Here is a 16,500-nt window from a genome sequence, read left to right as displayed (position 1 = left end):
GGACTGGGCCGAGGCCGAACGCCTCGCCCGACTCGCCGCAGCCGCCGGGAACGCCCACGCGCTGTACAGGGTGACCGAACTCCTAGCAGAAGCCGGGGACTGGGCCGAGGCCGAACGCCTCGCCCGACTCGCCGCAGCCGCCGGGAACGCCCACGCGCTGTACAGGGTGACCGAACTCCTAGCAGAAGCCGGAAACTGGCCGGAAGCCGAACGCCTCGCCAGGCTAACCGCTTCCACCGGGAACACTCACCTGCTTCGCGGGATCGTTCTGCTCTGCGACCGAGCAGGAAGAGGAGGAGAGACCGAGCGCATCGTCCGTATCATCACCGATGCTGGCCACTCCCTCACCGTGCGCCACTTCGCCGAGCGGCTCTGGCCTCACGGCCTTGACCCCAAAGGAGCCCCCTCACCACGGTGGTAGCGACCGTAGCTTCATCCCCCTATCGCACCCGCGCATACTTCCGCCCGAGGAAATACTTGCTCATGCGCAAGGCATGCTTAACGCTTGACAGGTACCAAGACTCAGGGAAGGAGCGGCCAGTGCCTCAGCGGAGTCCGCGCGGAACCTATCTTCAAATCGCCGACGCACTGCGCGTGAAGCTCGGGGACGGCTCGCAGCAGACGGAGCTGCCGTCCGAGGCAGAGCTGATGAAGACGTACGGGGTCGCCCGCTCCACCGTGAAGCGGGCACTGGAGGTCCTGGCCGGAGAAGGGCTGATCAGGTCTCAGCCAGGCGTCGGGTGGCTGGTCGCGGCCGACCAGGCCGCGAAGGTTCCCGTGCTCGATCAGATCACAGCCCTGCTCGGACCGGACAGGCTCCAGGTGGGCGACTCGATCCCGTCCGAGAACGACCTCACGACGCTCACCGGCGCCTCTCGCGGAACGGTCCGCCGGGCGCTGGCCACGCTGGAGGGCGCAGGAATACTCGAAGCACGCCACGGCAAGGGGCGCTACGTGCGCGCGCTTCCACCCACGAAGGAATCACCACCACAACCCGCTTAGGAGTCAAATCATCGTGTGGGCCTACGAACTCGCCGAATCGCTTCTCTCCGATGACCTGCCCCGGCGGTGGGCCCACTCCAAGGGGGTGGCCGGCCGCGCCCGCGCTCTGGCACCGATCCTCGGGACCGACGCCGAACTGCTCGAAGCTGCCGCGGTACTCCACGACATCGGATACTCCTCCCGAATCAGCGACACCGGATTCCACCCGCTCGACGGTGCCCGCTTCCTCCGACGGGTCGAGCGGGCGGACGAGCGCATCGTCCGCCTGGTCGCGCATCACTCCTGTGCGCTCCTCGAAGCCGAGGAGCGCGGCCTGAGGCAGCAGCTTGAGACGGAGTTCCCGCTGGAGCAACCTCACTTGGTCGACGCCCTGATCTACTGCGACATGACCACCACGCCGGACGGTGTGCTGACCACCACACCCGCCAGGGTCGCCGAGATCGTAAGTCGATACGGACCGGACAGCATCGTCGGCCGGTTCATCCGCCGCGCGGAGCCCGAGATCCACGCCGCCGCCGAGCGGGTCGAGCACCGGCTTTCTGCTGCCTAACCGATGTACGGCTGTACCCGATCAGGTTCCAATCCATGTTCGATTCGCAACCGCATGGACGGATGGATCACAAGGGTGTCGAGGTCAGCTGGCTGAACCCAGCGCACCTCTTTCGACTCCTCGCTCGTACGAAGCGATCCGCCGATCGGGCGGGCCCGGAAACAGATCGAGAACTGCTGGCGGACCTCGCCATCGTCGTAGGCCATGACGTGGTGCGGATCGGTGTACAACCCGGTGACTGCAACGACTTCGACCTCGTAGCCGGTCTCTTCCCGCACCTCGCGGACCACCGTCTCCGCGACCGACTCGCCGATGTCATGCCCCCCACCTGGAAGGGCCCAGAGGTCGTTGTCCGTCTTGTGGATCAGCAACAGCCGCCCCAAGTCGTCGCAGACCACGGCCGTCACCGACGGGACGACCGAGTTCGCTGGTGGCGCCGCCGGGTCATTGAAGTAGTCCACGCGGCTCATGCGGCCTTCCTCTCAAGGATCGGCGAGGCGATCGTCCGGGCGCTCTCCCAGATCCGCTCGATACTCGCCGCGTACGTACTGAACAGCTCCCCGCCGGGGACTTGCTTGAAGTGGAGTACCGGCGCCAAATAGGCCCCGACGCCGTACAGGTGGCCGTTGACGAGGATGTTGTCGTCTGCCCGGTAGAGCGAGTTGTAGAGCGTGGTCGAGTGGAGCCTGAACTCCACTCCCGGCAGTCCAAACAACGGCGCGTAGTTGGCGAGCGCGTTGTGAATCTTGCCAGCCATCGCCGCGCCGATGCCTTCGTCTTCTCCTCGCTGAGCGACTAGCGGTGAGTCCGGGTCCCCCAGCATCAGCCGGACAGGGACTCCGGCTGCCGACTTCTCGCGGATGATCCGGAAGAAGAGCGGGTCTTCCGAGAGCCAGAAGCCGGCGTAGACCACAAGGTCAAACTGCTGCGTTGCCGCAGCGTAGAGCGAGGTCCACAGATCTTTCGGCACCACGGCGCGGTGCGGATACAGGGTGACCAGCTCGGCTCGTCCGGCTTCGGCCGTCTGAGTGCTGGTCTGCTCGTCAGTCCACAGGTCGGAGAGGTCACGCTGCAGAAGGTTGGCCAGCCCGTACTGGAACCGCCGGTACGGTTTGCGCTGGTCTTTGGCCTCGACCCACCGCTCGACCGTGCGAGGACTGACGCCGAGTCGCTCGGCGATCTGCTCAATCGTCAGCTCGCTGGCCAGGATCGCGCCGCGAAGTCGTTCGTTGGCCATCTCGTCCTCCCCTGGACGGAGTTGTGGCGCTTGGACGATGCGGGACGACTCGACCGTACCCAAGACGGACAGTAGCCGTCCAGCTCCGCCGTGTCTCGACGGGCACGAACGCGCGACTCTAGATCTGCACGACCGAGGTAGTCGTCAGCCAAACAAGCGAAGGACTTGACGCCGAGTCATCTGCGCGCCATCGTAAGAGACATGTTCAACATGTCTCGCATAGCGAGGCAGATGGACCGCTGGCCCTTCTTTGGGCTGCTCTGACCTGCACAAACGCGCCCGTGAATGGCCGGCTACCGCCGCGCCCAGGGCGAAGGGGCCCGGGACAGATCGGGCCGAGGAAGCCGGCGCCTTGGCAGGCCGGACGGTAGAGACCGAAAGGTCAGCCGTCCAGGCCTACAAACGGGAGCTCGCTCTCGGAAACGGACGGCAGTGAACGAGTGACTTTGGTCCGGCCCTTCCGCTCGCGGTTGGGCCGTGGCCATGGCTACTCGTGCACCACAAGTAGCTGGGCCCGCATGAGTCGGGCCGCCGCGCTCCGGCCAAGGAACGCGCGGCGGCCCTGCGGGCTCACCCCCCGATTGGACGAGGTGAACCCATGAAACTGATTGTTGCAGGCCAGGTAGCCGCGACTCCCGAGGAGTTCGCGGAACTCGCGTTCGGGACCGGCGCCGACTTCGGCTTCGGCGTCGACACCGAGCTGTTCGACGGCACCACGGACAGCTCCGACGAGGACCGGCTGATCCGGCTCGACGTCGCACGCGCGGTCCTGCGGGACTTGGACGGGCCGGCGGCCCGGTTCGCGTCCGCCCTGATGCGCACCGCCGAGCGCCGCCGGGTGCTGAACTGGAAGGCGGCCGCGTGATGACACAGCTCCACAGCCTCCTGAGCAGTGCAGCGACCCGCACCCCGCACCGGGTCACCCGCCCGGCGGCCACTGTGCTCGCCGAGTACCGCCCGAACCCGGACAGCGACCTGCGCGGCGCCGCCTGCGAGGGCAGCGACACCGCGCTGTTCTTCCCGGACCCCGAGGAGCTGGGGCCTGAGACCGCCGAGTGGGCCGAGCGCCGCGCCAAGATGATGTGCGCGGGCTGCCCGGTGAAGTCGATGTGTCTGGCCGACGCCTTGGAGCGGCGCGAGCCGTTCGGCATCTTCGGCGGCCTGAACGAGCGCGAGCGTGCCGCGTACCGGCGCCGTTCGAGGGCCACAGCCGGGGGTGCTCACTGATGAACGCCCCGATGCTCACCGCGCTCACGACGCGCTCACCGCACACCGGGCGGTGGTCGCGGTGAAGACCCTGATGAGTCAGGAACAGATCCGCTCGGCCGAGCGGGCGTTGGCCGTGGGCACCTGGACGATCACGCTCGGCGCGGTCCTCTACAGCGTGCTCACGGTGACCCCGCTGATGTCCGGCCATACCCCGCAGGGCTGGGAGTGGACGGCCCCGATCCTGCCACTGGTCGTGGACGCGGCGGTGGTGATCGTGATCCGGATGGACAGCACGCTCGCCCGCCTGGGCGGCGACGGCGGCCAGTGGCCGGTCGTGCTTCGCTGGATGACCGGTGCCATGACGGTGCTGCTCAACGTGGGTTTGTCCGCCCTGAACCGGGATGCGGTCGGGGTGTCGGTCCACGCGGTGGCGCCGCTGCTGCTGATCGTCACGGCGGAGACCTCCCTCGCCTACCGGCGGGCGATCGCCACCGCTCTGGCCACCCGAGCGGCCCGTGAGCGCGATGAGCGGGCCGAGCGCGACCGCCGCGCCGACGAGCGCCGGCAGCAGGAACGCGCGGACCGCCTGGCCGAGTTTGAGCGTGCCGAGCAGCGTGAGCGTGAGCGCCGTGAGCACGACGAGCGGATGGCCCGCGAGCAGCGTGAGCACGAGCAGCGCATGGCCCGCGAGGAACGCGACGAACAGGCCCGGCGGGAGGCCGCCGAGCGCGACGAACGGCAGCGTCGGCAGGACGCCGAGCGGGCTGATCGTGAGCGCCGTGAGCGCGAGGTGAGCGAGCGTGAGCGCCGTGAGCGCGAGCGTGAGCAGGACGCCGGGCGGGAGATCGAGCGGCTGAGGCAGGAACTCCTCACCGCCCCCGCCGTGGACGAGCGTCTGCCCGAGGACAAGGCCCGACTGAAGATCCAGACCTGCGTGGTGGCCAGCATCCCGCAGCGCAGGGCGGCCGAGCTGACCGGCTGGTCGGCCGGCTGGGTTGCCAACCGCTACCGAGAGTTCAGCGTCGCCGGTCCGGAGCGGCCCACCCTGCACGCCGTGCCCGCCACCGCCGAAGAGACCACCGCCCCGCGAGCCGAGGAGCAGGCATCATGACCACCACCGACACCACCACGGCCGGTGCCCAGATCAACGCGGCCGGCGCCCTGCTCGCGCTCTTCACCGCCCACCCCGGCCTGCCCGCGTCGAGGATCACCAGCGAGCGTGTCGTCACCGGCGAGCGCGACGCCTCGGCCGCCCTGGTCCGCACCTGGGGCCTGGCCCTCGGCTTCCACCGCGACACCGCCCTCGCCGACTTCGAGCAGTGGCGCCAGGCCCTCGGCCTCGACCCGGCCGGCGTCGACCTCGAAACGACGGGCAGCCTCGCCTGGCTCAGCGTCACCACCACTTACGCCGGCACGCCGCTCACGCTGGTCGGCTACTTCAACCTGCCCAAGTCCGCCATGGGCGACGAGCGGTGAGCCGCCCGCGCCACTGGGACCCCGACGGCACCCGCCACGGCGGCACGCCCACCTACCCCTGGCGCATGGCGCCGGGTGGCCTCTTCACCCGCCGCCAGCTGCGGGCCAAGGGTCTGAGCCCCGGCCGGCAGGACGTCGCCGCGCAGGTCATGTGGCGCTCCCGCTACGGCGGTACCCGCCCCGCCTACCTCTACCGCCTCGCCCTGGCCGAACCGGTCAGGCCGATGACCCCCGCGAGGGCCGCCGCCCTCGAAAAGGCCAACGCCGCACGCCGCACCTGCCCGCTCTGCCACGCGGATGCCGGCTACGTCCTGCCCGCGCACCTCGGCACCTGCCTGACCTGCGCCGCCCCCGACTCGATCGCCACCTGACCCAAGGGAGAACCGATGAGCACCGACCGCATCCCGGCCCCGCAGCCGGAGTTCGAGCAGACCCGCGTCGTGGACGTCTTCCCGCTCCACGGCTTCACGTGCGCCCACACCAGCAACGACGACCGCACCGCCCACTGGTGGCACCTCTTCACCTCCGCCGGCCGCTCGCTCGGCGCCACCAACCGCCCCGAGCTGATCGGCTCGCTCATCCAGCAGGCCCACTGACCACCGGAGGCTCCCGCCATGAGCTGGACCCGTACCGACGCCAAGAACCTCGCCGCCAGCCTCGACCGGGGCGCCGCCGACAAGGCCGAGGCCGCCGACTCCGCCGACGCCTTCGTCGCCGACCTGGCCAACAGCCCGTGGGACCGCAGCGTGGCCCGTGAGGCCGCCCTCATCCTGCGCAGCCAGGCCCGCGACATGCGCGCCGACGCCGCCGCGATCCGCGACGGCGTCAGCCCCACCGAACTCGGCTACACCGACTGACCAGGAGGAGCCAGCCGTGACCAGCATCCGAGCCGCCCGGTTCGCCGCCGCCTACGCCCTGCTCCGGTCGGCGGCGGACGTCGCCGACCACTGGATCCAGACCGACCACCAGGCCACCACCAAGGGGCAGGACGGGGCTGCCGGCCGGCGGGCCTGCGCCGCCCACGTCGCCAGCTACGCCGCCGTTCAGGCCGCCGCCCTGCTCGGCGGCGCCCGCCTGCTCGGCATCCGCCTGCGGCCCGCCCCCGTGGCCACCGCCCTCGCCCTCTCCGCCGCTACCCACTTCATCGCCGACCGGCAGGGCGGCCACTGGCGGGACACCGAGCCCCGCGGCGTCGTCCGCCTCGCCCACGCCACCGGCAGCGGCGGCTGGCTCCAGCGCGACCCCCAGTCCGGCTACCTGCTCGATCGGGCCTGGCACCACGCCTTCGAGACCTGCGCCGCGCTCATCGCCTCGGCCTGACCCACCGCCACCCGGAACGAGTCCGGACTAGGAGGAGCACCATGACCAGCACGAACAGGTGGACGTCGGACCACCTGACGGCCCCGGGCGGCACGGCCATCTACGCCGCCCAGCAGCGCGAGCGGCTGCGGCAGATGGCCGACGAGGTCCAGGCCCTGCTGCGCGAGTACCGCGCGGACCTGGAGTCGGTGCGCATCGACGGCGACAGGCTGTTCCAGTCGCGCGTGCGCGCCTACTTCGCGACCCGGCCGCTCGCCAATCTGGAACGGCACCTGCGGGAGGCGGTGAACGCCGCCGGAAAGCTCGACGTGGAATACAACCGCCGGTTCGTCGAGCTGCCGAAGAAGCGCGCGGACCGCGCCGCCGAGAAGTCCCTGGAGAAGGACCGCAAGGCCGGTCTCCAGACGGCCCGGGGCACGGCCGCGGTGAACACCGCAGCCACCCTTCACGGGATTTCCTCCGCGCTTTCCGAGAAGGCGGACGGAAATGCCGGAGAGAAGCAGGCTCCGGCGTTCCTCGACTTCCTCAAGGAGAGTGCCTGATGTCGCTTTCCCCGGGCCAGGTCTCGTACTGGCAGAAGCGCCTGGCGGCGACGGCGACGAACGCGGACCGGGCGCGGGAGCTGTGGGACCTGGCCCGCACGCTGGCTGGCGGCGACGAGGAGTCGTGGGCCGATCTGGTGCGGATGCTCAGCGCCTGGACCCAGCAGCACGCCGCGTCCTGACGCGCCCCTCATGGTGACGCTTCGCGCTCATCATCATCACGCCGCTCCGTGAATCCGGGGGTCCCACGTACGCGTGCACGCGTACGCGTGAAGGACCCTCGGATGCGTGACGGAGCGTGACATCCCGATTGGAGGCCCGATGGCCGACAACGACGGAGGGACCGTGCTCGGGTTCCCCCGGCTGACGGTGCCGGGGGTCGTCGCCGAGGACCGGCCGCCCGACAGCGCCCCGATGCTGGCCCCGCTCGCCACCGACCTGGCCCCACCCGCGTCCCTGTCGATCCCCGAAAACCCCGAGCTTTCCCGCGAAAGCGAATACGCCGCGCCGGCCGAAGCGCCCGTCGAAAGCGGCCGCCCGGCGAATGTCGCCGCCATGTCGGCGGTCATGATGGCCGGAATCACGGTAGCCGCCCTGCGGGGCGCCGCACATTTCGTCGCCTACATGAAAGCCCGCGCCGAGCACCAGAAAACGGTGGACCGGCAGCGGACATCATCCGCCACGTCCGGGAATCCACAAGCTGTGGATTCCCGGACCGCCTTTTCCGGAGCGGTGCCCCGGGGCAGGGTGCAGTCCGGTCCGGAATTCGGTCGGAGCACGCGCCATTCGGCGCAGAATCCGCCCCGAACCGGCCCGCAGGTCCCGGCGACGTTCCGCCAGAGCCCCACCACCCCGGGCGGCGCGCCGGACCGCAGGGCGCCCGAGAAGCCCCGCCACAGCCGCTCTGATGGTCGGTCAGGCTTCGGCGGCAGTCCGGGGCCGGACCGGGTGCGGGAGGCCCGCAGAAGGGCCATGGATGCCTCCGGGTCGACGAGGTGGCCGAATCGCCTTTCCGGTGGCGGGAATTCGGGTGGCGGCGGGGTGGCCTCTTCCACCTCCCCGGACCGAAACCGGGACCGGGGTCGGGACCGGGCGGCGGGGCGTCCGTTGCGTCAGCCCGCCGGGCCGGACACGATCCGGGGGGCCGCCGGCCGCCGGATCGCCGACCGGATCACCACAGGCTCGTGGAAGCCGACCGGCGCCCACAAGTCCCCGTCCGGCTCGACGCCGACGACGATCCGCGCAGCGCTCCGGGCCCGGGCCGCCGACCGGATCCTCAACGGCCGCAAGCCCAAACCCGACGCCCCGGACAGTGCCGCCGGCCCGAAGGCACAGGCCGCGCCGACCGGGCCGCCCGGCACAGACCTCGCCGTCCCGCCCGACGCCACGACCGGCCCGAAGCCCGGCGGCGGTCCGTCGAACGGCGGCAGGGCGAAGCCGCCGAAGCGCCCGCGCCGGAAGCGGCGCCTGGTGACGCCGGGCGGCGCGACCAGGGCCAGGCCCTGGCGAAGCCGCCCCGGGCAGGGTCGCTCTAGCCGCGAACACCGACGCCGCCGGGATGCCCCCTGGTGGCAGCACGCGCAACGGGCCCGGTGGCGGTTCCGCCGGTCTCGGAAACCGCGGGCGGAAGAGACCACCCCGCCCGCCAGTCACGGCTCGGCCACCGGGTCGGACGGCGGGTTCGCCCCGCCGCCGGGCTGGGCCTGGGCCGAGGGCGAGACGATCACCGTCGAGCGTGCCGACGGCGGCCCCCACACGCCCCGCCCGCCCGTCGCCCTCGGCCGGGGCCAGGCAGCCCTGCCCCGCGCGCCCCACCGTTCGGACCACGCCCGGCCCGGCACCACCAAACCCCCATCTCCCCCACCGTCAAAGCCCGTTGGAGGACGACTAGTGACCATCCCTGCACCGCGCACCGCGCACGGCACGCAGTACGCCGACGCCGAGCTGACGATCTACGACGTCATCGAGGCGGACGCCGACATGGGCGAGGAGATCACCCAGGGCGCCGCCGAGGCCAAGCAGGCCGCCGCCGACTGCGAGGACCTCGCCGAGCAGCTGGAGACGCTGCACACCAAGGTTCTCGCGCTGAAGGTGCCCGGCATCCTGGCGACCGCCGTCGCCAAGCTGATCGAGAAGACCGCGCAGGTCAAGGCCCGCGCCGAGGCGATCGCCGAGAAGATCCCGGCCGCCGCCGAGGCCATCACGACCGCCGGCGACAACGCCGCCGCCCGCCACAAGCCCCTGGCGGACGCCGTGCGCGACGCCGGCCACACCGCACCCGCCGAGCGCGACTACCACAACGAGTAAGGAGGGCGTCCGTGTCCGACACCACCAACGAGCAGGTCACCAGCAGTCAGCCGCTCACCACGTCCACCGCACCGTCCGACCGGGACGACGCCCCGGGCAAGGTCGGTTCGGCCCTCGCCACGGCCGGCCGCGCACTCACCGAGGCCGTGCGCTACGGCATCGTCATCGCCCAGCTCGTCGAGACCGGCGTGAAGCTGGCGCTGGTGGCCGACGTGGTCACCAGCGCCTACAAGTACGTCGAGAAGTGCGCCGCGTCGGTGGACCGCCTCGCCGACCAGGCCGCCGCGCTGGCCGTCGACCGCGACACCGTCGGCGAGCACCACGACGCTGCCGCCGTCATGCGCTCGGTCCTGGAAGAGGCCGAGGCCATGGCCGCCGACCTCGCCGACCTGTCCGCCGCGTTCCACGCCACCGCCGCCGAGCACGAGGCCGACTACGGGTCGGTCGCCGAGGCCGCGAACGCCATGCCCGTCGAGATGGCCGACCGCACCTTCTACAGCAACCGCTGACCCCGAACGGGGCGGCGGCGCCGCCCCGTTGGCAGCGTCGCCGCCCCTTCGCCCCGCCACGGAACGCGAAGGAGAGCACGCTGATGATGTCCCTCGGGCCGATCCGCGGGCGTGTCGCCACCGCCCGCAGCCACCTCGGCCGCGCCGCCACCCTCACCGGCACCGCGGGCCTGGCGGCCGGCGCGTTCACCACCGACTTCTACCCGGCCACGATCGGCGGCGCCGGAACCGCGATCCTCTACGGCCTCGCCTGGTCCGCCACCCTCCCCAAGGGCCCTGTCCGGGACACCGCCACCGCTCTCTACCTCACCCCGGCCGCCACGATGGCCGGCCTGCTCGTCACCGAGCGTCTGATCACCGGCGTGCACTGGTGGGAACTGGCGGCCGACGCCGCCTGGACCGCCGCCGTGTGGCTCATCCGCCCCGCCCGCATGGCCCGCGTCCTGGCCGGCCGCGAACCCTCCCTCACCCCCGAGGCCGTCGAGCAGGCCCAACAGGACGCCCCGACCGGCCTGGAACCGGCCGCCGACCGGCACCCGCTGGCCGCCTGGTGGTCCGAGCACGCGGCCGTCGACGGCGGTGTCGCCCCCGGCACGATCCTGGAGCACATCGAGCAGACCGGCCCGCAGTCCATGACCGCCGTCATCCGCTCCGCCCACCACGGCACCCCGGTCCCCACGATCTCCACCACCCGCCTGTCCGCCCTGATCGACTGGGACGAGGAGGAGATCACCGTCACGAAGCTGCCCGGACGCGGCGCCGGTGTCCGCCGTCTCACCGTAGGCCGCGCGCCACAGGACGCCGCCGACATGTACGCGCACTGGGCCCAGCACATCGCCCCCAAGGGCATGCCCGGCACCATGATCACCGCGATCCGCGTCGTCGACACCGACACCGGGCGGGAGATCGACGCGTGAGCCGGATCTACGAACTCACCCTCGAAGCGCCGCCGGGCGACCTCATCGCCTACGACCCGGTCCGCCTCGCCGACGCCATGCGCATCGACGACCCCTCCCGCCTGGCCATCGAGGCCATGGGCAGCCAGGCGCTGGTCACCATCTACCCCACCGACCCGCTCGCCGACGTCCGCCTCCCCGACCCCGGGTTCCTGGAGATGGACGAGCGCGGCCGGATCTGGATCGGCCGGTACCACAACGGCCGCAAGGTCTACGTCCAGCTCTACGATCCGAAGTCTGGCAGCGCCCAGCGCCTGCTGCTGTTCGGGACCACCGGCGCGGGTAAGTCCACGCTCGGCCAGATCCTCCTGGCCGCGATGAAGCGCTCCGGGATCGCCACCTTCTACGGCGACCTGAAAGAGGGCCAGTCCGCCCCCGAGGCCCGGGGCAACGTCGACTGGGCGGTGTACTCGCAAGAGGGCGTGATGGCCCAGCTGCACACCGCCTGGTGCGTCATGCGCGAGCGTGCCGCCCGGTACGCGGCGGCCGGCCGCTCCAAGTTCCTCAGGGACAGGCCCGACCCGCTGCTCTACGTCGTCATCGACGAGGCCAACCGCCTGCTGGAGAAGGGCGCCCCCTACCGGGACCTGGCCACCTTCTACATCAAGGACATCGGCCGCACCGGCCGCTCCCTCGGTGTCGGCATCGCCCTGCTCGCCCAGGCCGGCCACCTCGACGAACTCGGCGGCTCCGACACCATGCGCGCCATGCTCAAAGAAGGCGAAGTCCTGCTTCTGCGCTGGACCTCCAGCATGATGCAGCAACTCGTCGCGGACGGCCTGATGCCCACCGGGCAGAAGCTCGCCCCGATCCCGAAGAAGGCCGGCGCCACCCGCCTGGTCTCCCAGTTCGAGGCCGAGGCCGACGACGACCGCCCCGGCACCCAGGGCACCGGCTACCACCTCTCCGGCCCCTACCCCGGCGCCAAGATGCGCGCCTTCAACGTCGGCTCCAAGACCCCCACCGAGGGCCTGGACCCCGAGATGCTCGCCCTGTACGGCGACGGCCCGCACGAATCCTTGGAGAAGTCCTCCTGGGGTGCCGCCGGCGAGGCGTACATCGAACGCCTCGACGGCGACTCCGCCTACAACGCCGCCTTCCCCCCGCCGCCGGAACCTGAGGACGACGAGGGCAGGGACGGCCGCCGCTCCCGCCGCCGCAGCACCCCCGCCGGGCCCGCCCGGCCGCAGGCGGCCCCACGGCTGACCATCGCCGACCGCGTCCAGGCGGCCCTCGAAGCGGCCGACGAAGACCTGGACGCCCACACCCTGCTGGAAGCCGTCAACGCCGACGGCGGACGGCCCGTGAAGCTCGGCTCCATCCGCAACGCCCTCAGCAACCTGCGCTGACCTGCCCCGCACCGCCCGCCCGGACCCATGGAGCGCACCCGTGATCCTCTCCATCTCCCTCACCGCCCTCAGCGGCATCGCCCTCTTCTTCCTCCTGCGCCACGGCTACCTGCGCCTGGGCTCCGCCGTCACCGCCGCCCTCTTCGGCTACGCCCTCGCCTCCACCGGCCTGCACACCGCCATCGACCACCTCATCGCCACCATCGCCGGCGCCGCCGGGTCCATCCACTGAGCCAGAAGGAGAACAGGCCCGTGACCACGCCCTTTCAGCCCGCGCCCGCCGCCCCCGTGGCCTACAGCCCGGACGGCACCCCCTACTACGCCGCCCCCGCCCCGCTCGCCCACCCGCCCGTCATCTACCAGCCCGCAGCCCTGCCCGTACCCGGGCAGCCGCTCGCGCCGACCGTGGTCTACCTGCCCGCCCCGCACACCCCCGCCCCGCTCCCGGTGTCGGTGCCGGCGCGCGACCCGTGGCCCGCCCGCCTGCTTGCCGGAGGCATCGGTGTCGGCGCGGGCGGCATCGGCCTCGGCTTCCTGCTCCAGACCCTCGCCGCCGCCACCACCGGCCTCGGCCTGCTCGCCGCCGCCCTCGGCGTCCTCTACCTCCTCAAGAACAGCGGCGGGGGCGGCGGCCGGGGCGGGCACGGCGGCGTGAACGTGAGCGTCAGCGTCTCCAACCGCAACCGCTGAACGGACACCATGACCCACCCCCTCGACGTCCCCGACCTCCCCGACGCCTCGAACTACGACCTGGCCCGCGTCTACGCCAAGTTCGGCTCACTCCCGCCCGCCGAACACGCCCACCTCCTCGCCCTCCTCGCCATCGCCGACGCCCTGCACGCCCTCGCCGACCAGCCCAAGCTCACCGCCCCGAACGCCTGAAAGGCCGCCCATGGACGACGACTTCGACGGCTACGACGCCGACATCGACTACTCAACCCGCGACGAAGAGAAGGCAGCAGAGATCGCCCTCGACCTCGCCAACGAGCAGCGTCATGCCAAGGGGGAAGAGGCCAATCCCCGCCCCGGTCACACCGAGATGTGCGAGGGCTGCCACGGCAGTGGCGGTGGCTATGAGGACGAGGTCTGGGACTACGAGGCCCAGGAGGTCGTCTTCATCGACCACGAGCACTGCCCCGAGTGCGGCGGCTGCGGCTTCTACGACTGCGACGGCACCTGCGAGTTCGCCCAGGACCCCGACGAGTCCTAACGGCCTGTGCCGATCGCCGTATCGCCCGGACCCGCCGCAGCCAGCGGCCGGGGCCCGGGCGGTGCGGGGGACGGGCAGACCCGATCCCGACGCCACCGATGCCCTGGGAGGCACCGTGTCCGTGGGAGAGACCCCGATCACCGTCGTCGGCAACCTCACCGACGACCCCGAACTCCGCTTCACCCCGCAGGGCGTGGCCATGGCCCGCTTCACCATTGCCTCCACCCCCCGCACCTACGACAAGGCCAGTGGCCAGTGGCGCGACGGCACCGCGCTGTTCCTGCGCGCCACCGCCTGGCGCGAGATGGCGACCAACGTCGCCGAGTCCCTGACCAAGGGCATGCGCGTCGTCGTCCAGGGCCGCCTCGTGCAGCACAACTGGAAGACCGAGCAGGGCGAGAACCGTTCCATGGTCGGCCTCGACGTCGACGAGGTCGGCCCGAGCCTGCGCTTCGCCACCGCCAAGGTCACCAAGGTCACCAAGGCTCAGCGCAACGGCGCCGCCCCGGCCGCGCGGCAGGCGGACCCGTGGTCCACTGACGCCCCCGCTCCTGTCCCCGCCTCGACGGGCGGCTGGGGCGGTGCCCCGGCCAGCGGCACCGAAGAGCCGCCGTTCTAGCCGAACCGTCGCCCCATACACGCCAGTGGCCTGGCAGCCACACGCTGCCAGGCCACCGGGGGCTGGAAATTCATCGACGGGTCACTGGGGAAGCGGGTGTCCTACGAAGCGGGTGCCGTCGAGGTAGACGAGTTCAATGTCCGCGGACTTCAGCAGGTCCTTCAGGTCCTGGCTGGGTTCGCTGGGCAACAGGGCTGCATAACGCAAGCCGTCCCGGACGTAGTGGATTGCATGCCGGCGGTAGTCCATGAGCTGCCCGACGACCTGCCGCACATGCTGACGGTCGGACAGTGCCTTCACCTCGTACAACACGTTGGCAGTCTGGTCGTAGGTGTCCGTCCGGAGCATGGTCTTCTCCACACGCAGACGAAGGCGGCCGTACTGGTGGCCCAGCGCTTCCAAGTACGCCTCGAACCTCGCTCGGAGTTCGGCCTCACGGTACGTCACCTGCCGCTCAGCAGCGGCGATCACCTGAACTGCCGTCTTCTGAGAGAAGTTCTCTGGCGGAGCTATTCCGGGCTGGACCCGAATAGCCGCCATCGCAAAACTGCGAGCCTCCGCGACCAGTTCGAGCGCATCTGCGGCACCAGGGGAAGCGAGCTCGATTCCGCCCGGTGTCACCAGGATGTCGTCCTCGGGGTCGAAGACCAGCGTTGCACCAGGCGCAGGGCGGAGCCGGAAGATGATGACCCGGCGCCGGTTGCCCTTCGGATCATTGTTCCAACCGAACTCGAACGGCTTGATCGGGTCCACCACGACGTCGCCGATGTACCGCTGAAGCTTGGTCTGAGAGCCCGGCACCAAGCCGTCACTGATGAACAACGACACCGGAACGCTCTTCAGGGAGTGGTCCCGCAGCGCTGTGTTGTCCCGGTTCCAGTACTGGTTTCCGTGGATCCCGGACGCCGTATAGGTGTACAGCGGCCCGTACTCGTCGTCTTCTGCTCTGCCGTCGAAGGTGTAGCTGTTCTCCTTGCTCGCCGACTTGTCGGAGAAGACGAAGATCCGCCGTTCTTTCCTGCTGGTGACCATGATCCCGGCCTGCGTATTTCCCCCGTATACAGCCGCCAGAGCAGCACGTGTCGTCACGGTCTTGCCAGGCACCAGCAGAAGTTCCTCGTTCGGCATGCCGTCAGCCTACGCAGCACCGCCGACAGCACACCCCGATCACAACTACCGGCCCATGCCAAAGCCCCGCAACAGCCGTCTCATCCACCAAGAGTCGGCGGCTGCCGCGGGGCCCGTCCGATCCCCTCGCAGAGACCAGAGGACTCAAGCATGCCCCAGTTCACCAACGGCACGCTCGCCGTCGTCGACGACGTCCACGACCGCGAGCACGCCTCCAACGGCGACTCCCGCTACGGCTCCTACCTCACCCGCAACGCGCGCCTGCTGCACGAGGACGGACAGCCGCTCACCGCCGCCGAGTTCGCGTGCAGCGCCTGGCAGATCGCCACCAGCCCCATCATGTCCCCCGGCTACGTGCGCATCCGCCCCGACCTGCACAACATCACCGCCGTCCAGACCGACGACAACGAGCTGGCGTTGCGCGTCGAGGTGCCCCTGCGGCACACCGCCCTCGCCCACCGTCCCGACCGGCGCCTGGGCGACTGGCAGCCCGACCTGTGGAGCGTCGACCGCGGCCCGTTCCGGCGCCTCTTCGAGCCCGACGTCGACAAGCCCCTGCTCCTGGCCACCGTCACCCTGCTCCTCCCGGTGCCCGACCACCTGCTGATCGAGCCCGGCTCCGCCGAACCCGGCTGGATCATGACGCTCGAAGCCAAGTCCGTGGTCGACGAGCTGGTCGTCTGGGCCAACGCCCACGCCCACCTGGTCAACGACCTGCTCGACACCTCGAACCGGCCGGTTGCGTCGTGACCGGCCGCACGCCGCCGCTCGGCGACAACCAGGGCCTGTGGCTGGTCGTCCTCGCCGCCGCAGCAGGCCGCTGCCAGTGCCGCGGCACCTGCGGCAAGAAGCACGACAAGGACGGCGGGCGCTGCAAGACCGTCCACGGCACCGGCCCCGTCCGCCTGCGCGCCGCCCCCGCCGAACCGGCAGACCTGCTGCTGCCCTCGCACAAGGCCGCCGCCCTGCCGAAGACCGCGCTCATCGCGTGGTGCCCGGAGTGCCACGACGCCACCCGCCGCGCCGCCGCCAAGGCCCGCGAGGCAGACGCCCCGGCCACCGAACCCGACGCCCTGTTCTGACTGG

At 71.1% G+C, this 16,500-nt stretch carries 26 protein-coding genes and 1 pseudogene; 24 read left to right on the top strand and 3 right to left on the bottom strand.

From position 1 onward, the window contains the following. The 3 genes and pseudogenes from ACFC1R_RS08480 to ACFC1R_RS08470 all read left to right on the top strand — a co-directional run. Positions 1-421 (top strand): annotated as a pseudogene (locus ACFC1R_RS08480) (hypothetical protein); the annotation flags it as partial. A 119-nt stretch (positions 422-540) separates the two neighbouring features. Continuing rightward, positions 541-1,002 (top strand): GntR family transcriptional regulator, encoded by a 462-nt coding sequence (locus ACFC1R_RS08475; protein WP_375934750.1) that lies wholly within the window; start codon positions 541-543, stop codon positions 1,000-1,002. Positions 1,003-1,009: 7 nt separating this feature from the next. After that, positions 1,010-1,552: an HD domain-containing protein gene (locus ACFC1R_RS08470; protein ID WP_375934904.1), complete on the top strand. Its 543-nt coding sequence runs from the start codon at positions 1,010-1,012 to the stop codon at positions 1,550-1,552. Here ACFC1R_RS08470 and ACFC1R_RS08465 read toward each other — a convergent pair. Next, a complete protein-coding gene (locus ACFC1R_RS08465) occupies positions 1,549-2,022 on the bottom strand; it encodes an NUDIX domain-containing protein (RefSeq protein ID WP_375934747.1) in 474 nt (157 codons plus the stop codon). The two genes, ACFC1R_RS08470 and ACFC1R_RS08465, sit on opposite strands and share 4 nt — an antisense overlap. Then, positions 2,019-2,789: a helix-turn-helix domain-containing protein gene (locus tag ACFC1R_RS08460; protein ID WP_375934744.1), complete on the bottom strand. Its 771-nt coding sequence runs from the start codon at positions 2,787-2,789 to the stop codon at positions 2,019-2,021. The genes ACFC1R_RS08465 and ACFC1R_RS08460 overlap by 4 nt, the downstream gene beginning before the upstream one ends. Positions 2,790-3,387: 598 nt before the next feature. Between ACFC1R_RS08460 and ACFC1R_RS08455 the strand changes: the two genes are divergently transcribed. The 19 genes from ACFC1R_RS08455 (at position 3,388) to ACFC1R_RS08365 (ending at position 14,286) form a co-directional block, all read left to right on the top strand. Continuing rightward, a complete protein-coding gene (locus ACFC1R_RS08455) occupies positions 3,388-3,654 on the top strand; it encodes a hypothetical protein (protein WP_375934741.1) in 267 nt (88 codons plus the stop codon). Beyond that, a complete protein-coding gene (locus ACFC1R_RS08450; protein WP_375934738.1) occupies positions 3,654-4,016 on the top strand; it encodes a WhiB family transcriptional regulator in 363 nt (120 codons plus the stop codon). Before ACFC1R_RS08455 ends, ACFC1R_RS08450 begins: the two co-directional genes overlap by 1 nt. Positions 4,017-4,089: 73 nt before the next feature. Continuing rightward, complete coding sequence (locus ACFC1R_RS08445) at positions 4,090-5,109, top strand: DUF2637 domain-containing protein (protein ID WP_375934735.1); 1,020 nt, start codon at positions 4,090-4,092, stop codon at positions 5,107-5,109. Further along, on the top strand, positions 5,106-5,474 hold the full coding sequence (locus ACFC1R_RS08440) for a hypothetical protein (RefSeq protein ID WP_375934733.1): 369 nt from the start codon (positions 5,106-5,108) through the stop codon (positions 5,472-5,474). Before ACFC1R_RS08445 ends, ACFC1R_RS08440 begins: the two co-directional genes overlap by 4 nt. Next, positions 5,471-5,845, top strand: a complete 375-nt coding sequence (locus tag ACFC1R_RS08435; protein WP_375934731.1) for an RRQRL motif-containing zinc-binding protein — start codon at positions 5,471-5,473, stop codon at positions 5,843-5,845. Before ACFC1R_RS08440 ends, ACFC1R_RS08435 begins: the two co-directional genes overlap by 4 nt. 15 nt (positions 5,846-5,860) lie before the next feature. Next, on the top strand, positions 5,861-6,070 hold the full coding sequence (locus tag ACFC1R_RS08430; protein ID WP_375934728.1) for a hypothetical protein: 210 nt from the start codon (positions 5,861-5,863) through the stop codon (positions 6,068-6,070). A gap of 18 nt (positions 6,071-6,088) precedes the next feature. Beyond that, positions 6,089-6,331, top strand: a complete 243-nt coding sequence (locus tag ACFC1R_RS08425) for a hypothetical protein (RefSeq protein WP_375934725.1) — start codon at positions 6,089-6,091, stop codon at positions 6,329-6,331. Between the two features lie 16 nt (positions 6,332-6,347). After that, on the top strand, positions 6,348-6,794 hold the full coding sequence (locus ACFC1R_RS08420) for a hypothetical protein (RefSeq protein WP_375934722.1): 447 nt from the start codon (positions 6,348-6,350) through the stop codon (positions 6,792-6,794). Positions 6,795-6,835: 41 nt separating this feature from the next. After that, complete coding sequence (locus tag ACFC1R_RS08415) at positions 6,836-7,336, top strand: hypothetical protein (protein ID WP_375934719.1); 501 nt, start codon at positions 6,836-6,838, stop codon at positions 7,334-7,336. Continuing rightward, positions 7,336-7,518, top strand: a complete 183-nt coding sequence (locus tag ACFC1R_RS08410; protein WP_375934716.1) for a hypothetical protein — start codon at positions 7,336-7,338, stop codon at positions 7,516-7,518. Before ACFC1R_RS08415 ends, ACFC1R_RS08410 begins: the two co-directional genes overlap by 1 nt. A 1,708-nt stretch (positions 7,519-9,226) precedes the next feature. Continuing rightward, positions 9,227-9,643: a hypothetical protein gene (locus ACFC1R_RS08405; RefSeq protein ID WP_375934713.1), complete on the top strand. Its 417-nt coding sequence runs from the start codon at positions 9,227-9,229 to the stop codon at positions 9,641-9,643. An 11-nt stretch (positions 9,644-9,654) separates the two neighbouring features. After that, entirely contained in the window at positions 9,655-10,152 is a 498-nt protein-coding gene (locus tag ACFC1R_RS08400; RefSeq protein WP_375934710.1) for a hypothetical protein, read from the top strand. Between the two features lie 83 nt (positions 10,153-10,235). Next, positions 10,236-11,069 carry a hypothetical protein gene (locus tag ACFC1R_RS08395; RefSeq protein ID WP_375934707.1) on the top strand — a complete coding sequence of 278 codons (834 nt, stop codon included), beginning with the start codon at positions 10,236-10,238 and terminating at the stop codon, positions 11,067-11,069. After that, positions 11,066-12,457: a transfer protein gene (locus ACFC1R_RS08390; protein WP_375934704.1), complete on the top strand. Its 1,392-nt coding sequence runs from the start codon at positions 11,066-11,068 to the stop codon at positions 12,455-12,457. The genes ACFC1R_RS08395 and ACFC1R_RS08390 overlap by 4 nt, the downstream gene beginning before the upstream one ends. Before the next feature lie 40 nt (positions 12,458-12,497). After that, positions 12,498-12,689, top strand: coding sequence for a hypothetical protein (locus tag ACFC1R_RS08385; RefSeq protein ID WP_375934701.1), 192 nt, complete (start codon positions 12,498-12,500; stop codon positions 12,687-12,689). A gap of 20 nt (positions 12,690-12,709) precedes the next feature. Continuing rightward, positions 12,710-13,147 carry a hypothetical protein gene (locus tag ACFC1R_RS08380; protein WP_375934698.1) on the top strand — a complete coding sequence of 146 codons (438 nt, stop codon included), beginning with the start codon at positions 12,710-12,712 and terminating at the stop codon, positions 13,145-13,147. Between the two features lie 9 nt (positions 13,148-13,156). Then, the gene (locus tag ACFC1R_RS08375; RefSeq protein ID WP_375934695.1) at positions 13,157-13,339 is read left to right on the top strand and encodes a hypothetical protein; all 183 of its coding nucleotides are present in this window, start codon (positions 13,157-13,159) and stop codon (positions 13,337-13,339) included. Positions 13,340-13,349: 10 nt separating this feature from the next. Further along, positions 13,350-13,667 carry a hypothetical protein gene (locus ACFC1R_RS08370; protein ID WP_375934693.1) on the top strand — a complete coding sequence of 106 codons (318 nt, stop codon included), beginning with the start codon at positions 13,350-13,352 and terminating at the stop codon, positions 13,665-13,667. A gap of 115 nt (positions 13,668-13,782) precedes the next feature. Next, the gene (locus tag ACFC1R_RS08365; protein WP_375934690.1) at positions 13,783-14,286 is read left to right on the top strand and encodes a single-stranded DNA-binding protein; all 504 of its coding nucleotides are present in this window, start codon (positions 13,783-13,785) and stop codon (positions 14,284-14,286) included. Positions 14,287-14,367: 81 nt separating this feature from the next. Here ACFC1R_RS08365 and ACFC1R_RS08360 read toward each other — a convergent pair whose 3' ends face one another. Further along, complete coding sequence (locus ACFC1R_RS08360) at positions 14,368-15,414, bottom strand: hypothetical protein (RefSeq protein ID WP_375934687.1); 1,047 nt, start codon at positions 15,412-15,414, stop codon at positions 14,368-14,370. Positions 15,415-15,564: 150 nt separating this feature from the next. Between ACFC1R_RS08360 and ACFC1R_RS08355 the strand changes: the two genes are divergently transcribed. Beyond that, positions 15,565-16,164 carry a hypothetical protein gene (locus tag ACFC1R_RS08355; RefSeq protein ID WP_375934684.1) on the top strand — a complete coding sequence of 200 codons (600 nt, stop codon included), beginning with the start codon at positions 15,565-15,567 and terminating at the stop codon, positions 16,162-16,164. Next, positions 16,161-16,496, top strand: a complete 336-nt coding sequence (locus ACFC1R_RS08350; protein WP_375934681.1) for a hypothetical protein — start codon at positions 16,161-16,163, stop codon at positions 16,494-16,496. The genes ACFC1R_RS08355 and ACFC1R_RS08350 overlap by 4 nt, the downstream gene beginning before the upstream one ends. Positions 16,497-16,500: the final 4 nt, after the last annotated feature.

The sequence above is a fragment of the Kitasatospora sp. NPDC056138 genome, assembly GCF_042264695.1.
Classification (GTDB): domain Bacteria; phylum Actinomycetota; class Actinomycetes; order Streptomycetales; family Streptomycetaceae; genus Kitasatospora.
Note: the sequence above shows the minus strand (reverse complement) of the source record. Positions and strands in the feature narration are given on the sequence as shown.

Excerpts from the sequence above, each read along its gene's own strand:
- ACFC1R_RS08465 (WP_375934747.1), bottom strand. The coding sequence starts at position 2,022 with ATGAGCCGCGTGGACTACTTCAATGACCCGGCGGCGCCACCAGCGAAC.
- ACFC1R_RS08460 (WP_375934744.1), bottom strand. The coding sequence starts at position 2,789 with ATGGCCAACGAACGACTTCGCGGCGCGATCCTGGCCAGCGAGCTGACG.
- ACFC1R_RS08455 (WP_375934741.1), top strand. The coding sequence starts at position 3,388 with ATGAAACTGATTGTTGCAGGCCAGGTAGCCGCGACTCCCGAGGAGTTC.
- ACFC1R_RS08450 (WP_375934738.1), top strand. The coding sequence starts at position 3,654 with ATGACACAGCTCCACAGCCTCCTGAGCAGTGCAGCGACCCGCACCCCG.
- ACFC1R_RS08445 (WP_375934735.1), top strand. The coding sequence starts at position 4,090 with ATGAGTCAGGAACAGATCCGCTCGGCCGAGCGGGCGTTGGCCGTGGGC.
- ACFC1R_RS08440 (WP_375934733.1), top strand. The coding sequence starts at position 5,106 with ATGACCACCACCGACACCACCACGGCCGGTGCCCAGATCAACGCGGCC.
- ACFC1R_RS08430 (WP_375934728.1), top strand. The coding sequence starts at position 5,861 with ATGAGCACCGACCGCATCCCGGCCCCGCAGCCGGAGTTCGAGCAGACC.
- ACFC1R_RS08425 (WP_375934725.1), top strand. The coding sequence starts at position 6,089 with ATGAGCTGGACCCGTACCGACGCCAAGAACCTCGCCGCCAGCCTCGAC.
- ACFC1R_RS08415 (WP_375934719.1), top strand. The coding sequence starts at position 6,836 with ATGACCAGCACGAACAGGTGGACGTCGGACCACCTGACGGCCCCGGGC.
- ACFC1R_RS08410 (WP_375934716.1), top strand. The coding sequence starts at position 7,336 with ATGTCGCTTTCCCCGGGCCAGGTCTCGTACTGGCAGAAGCGCCTGGCG.
- ACFC1R_RS08395 (WP_375934707.1), top strand. The coding sequence starts at position 10,236 with ATGATGTCCCTCGGGCCGATCCGCGGGCGTGTCGCCACCGCCCGCAGC.
- ACFC1R_RS08375 (WP_375934695.1), top strand. The coding sequence starts at position 13,157 with ATGACCCACCCCCTCGACGTCCCCGACCTCCCCGACGCCTCGAACTAC.
- ACFC1R_RS08370 (WP_375934693.1), top strand. The coding sequence starts at position 13,350 with ATGGACGACGACTTCGACGGCTACGACGCCGACATCGACTACTCAACC.
- ACFC1R_RS08360 (WP_375934687.1), bottom strand. The coding sequence starts at position 15,414 with ATGCCGAACGAGGAACTTCTGCTGGTGCCTGGCAAGACCGTGACGACA.
- ACFC1R_RS08355 (WP_375934684.1), top strand. The coding sequence starts at position 15,565 with ATGCCCCAGTTCACCAACGGCACGCTCGCCGTCGTCGACGACGTCCAC.